Here is a 2,262-nt window from a genome sequence, read left to right on the forward strand (position 1 = left end):
CCAAGACCAGCCGCGAGTTCGCCAGCATCAGCACCGAGCACCACCGCCCGCTGCTCCAACGCCGCACGCGACACAGCCAACGACCAGCCGACACCGGCAAGATCCACATCCTGGCTCTGCTCCACGAAAGCCGCCAGCCGCTCAGCCTGACCCGCAAGACCCGCCACCGAACGCCCCGACACCACCCACGGAACAACAGGCAGAACCCTGCCACCGTCCGCACGAGGCGCGGCAGCCTCCTCGACAGGAGCCTGCTCGATGATCACGTGCGCATTCGTGCCGGAGAACCCGAACGACGACACACCCGCACGCCGCGGACGCTCACCCGTCTCCGGCCACGGCTGCGCCTCGGTCACCAGACGGACGGCACCCGTCTCCCAGTCCACATGCGAGGACGGCGCATCCACATGCAGCGTCGCGGGAACGACACCGCGCTGCATCGCGGTCACCATCTTGATGACACCCGCGACACCGGCAGCAGCCTGCGCATGCCCGATGTTCGACTTCACCGACCCCAGCAACAGCGGCCGATCGACCGGACGCCCCTGGCCATACGTCGCCAACAGCGCCTGCGCCTCGATCGGATCGCCCAAACGCGTTCCCGTCCCGTGGCCCTCGACCACATCGACGCCGTCCGCACCCACCCCGGCACTGGCCAGAGCCGACCGGATCACCCGCTGCTGCGAGGGACCGTTCGGCGCCGTCAGACCGTTCGACGCACCGTCCTGGTTGACCGCGGTCCCCGCGACCACCGCGAGCACCTTGTGCCCGAGCCGCCGAGCGTCCGAAAGCCGCTCCAGGACCAGGACGCCGACGCCCTCGCCCCAGCCCGTCCCGTCCGCGGACTCCGCATACGCCTTGCAGCGACCATCCGCCGCCAGACCACCCTGCTTGGTGAAGTCGATGAACGTCCCGGGCGTCGACATCACGTTCACGCCGCCGGCCAGCGCCAGCGAGCTCTCACCCGAACGCAGCGACTGACACGCCAGGTGCAGCGCCACCAGCGACGACGAACACGCCGTGTCCACCGTCACCGCCGGACCCTCCAGCCCCAGCGCATACGCCACCCGACCGGACGCCACACCGCCCGATCCGCCGGTGCCGACGTAGCCCTCGACGTTCTCGGACACCGCGCCGAACGGCAGGTAGTCGTGGTAGATCAACCCCGCGAACACACCCGTCGCACTGCCCCGCAGCCCCGTCGGATCGATCCCCGCGCCCTCCAACGCCTCCCACGACGTCTCCAACAGCAGGCGCTGCTGCGGATCCATCGCCACGGCCTCACGCGGACTGATCCCGAAGAAGCCCGCGTCGAACTCCCCCGCGTCGTACAGGAATCCACCCTCGTCGGACAGGCTCTTGCCGACGGCCTCAGGATCCGGGTCGTGGACGTCCTCGGGCCAGCCGCGGTCCGTCGGGAAGGGTCCGACCGCGTCCCTACGCGCCGCCACCAGCTCCCAGAAGTCCTCCGGCGACGACACCCCGCCCGGGAACCGGCACCCCATGCCGACGATGACCACGCGGTCCTCGTCAGCGGCGACGCCACCCGCCGTCAGCGGGAACGCGGTCTGCGCCGGTGCCGCCTCGGCCTCGCCGATCAGCTCTCCGAGCACGAATCCGGCCAGGGCGGCCGGCGTCGGGTAGTCGAAGACGGCGGTGGCGGGCAGCCGGAGGCCCGTCACCGCGTTCAGCCGGTTGCGCAGTTCGACGGAGGTGAGCGAGTCGAAGCCGGTGTCGCGGAACGCCCGGCCCGCCTCGATGCCCTCGGGTCCGGTCATGCCGAGCACCAGAGCGGCCTGAGCCGCGACCAGGTCGAGGACGGTCTCCGTCCGCTCGGCGGGGCCGAGTCCCAGGAGCCGGGTGCCCAGCGCGTTGCGGCCGTCGGCCGTCGGAACGCCTGCCGTGCGTCGGGTGGGCGAGCCTGACTGCCCGGCGCGGACCAGGCCGGACAGCAGCGGCGGGACCTCTCCGGAACGCCGCAGGGCGGCGAGGTCCAGCTTGGCCGTCACCACCAGGGGGGCGGCAGCGTGGACGGCAGCGTCCAGCATCGAGAGGCCGTCGGGTCCGGGCAGCGGCCTCAGGCCCTGGCGGGACATGCGCTGCCAGTCGGCCCGGTCCAGCTTCGCGGTCATGCCGTGTTCCCACGGCCCCCACACCAGGGACGTCGCGGGCAGCCCGGACCGGCGGCGGTACGCGGCCAGGGCGTCCAGGAAGGTGTTGCCGGCCGCGTAGTTGGCCTGGCCCGGATTGCCCCAGACGCCC

At 72.0% G+C, this 2,262-nt stretch carries 1 protein-coding gene; it reads right to left on the reverse strand.

The window, feature by feature from the left end; translation table 11 throughout:
* On the reverse strand, positions 1-2,262 hold a 2,262-nt coding region (locus tag J0670_RS36195; RefSeq protein ID WP_207816964.1), incomplete at both ends, for a beta-ketoacyl synthase N-terminal-like domain-containing protein.

Source organism: Streptomyces sp. FH025, from assembly GCF_017427025.1.
Lineage (GTDB): Bacteria > Actinomycetota > Actinomycetes > Streptomycetales > Streptomycetaceae > Kitasatospora.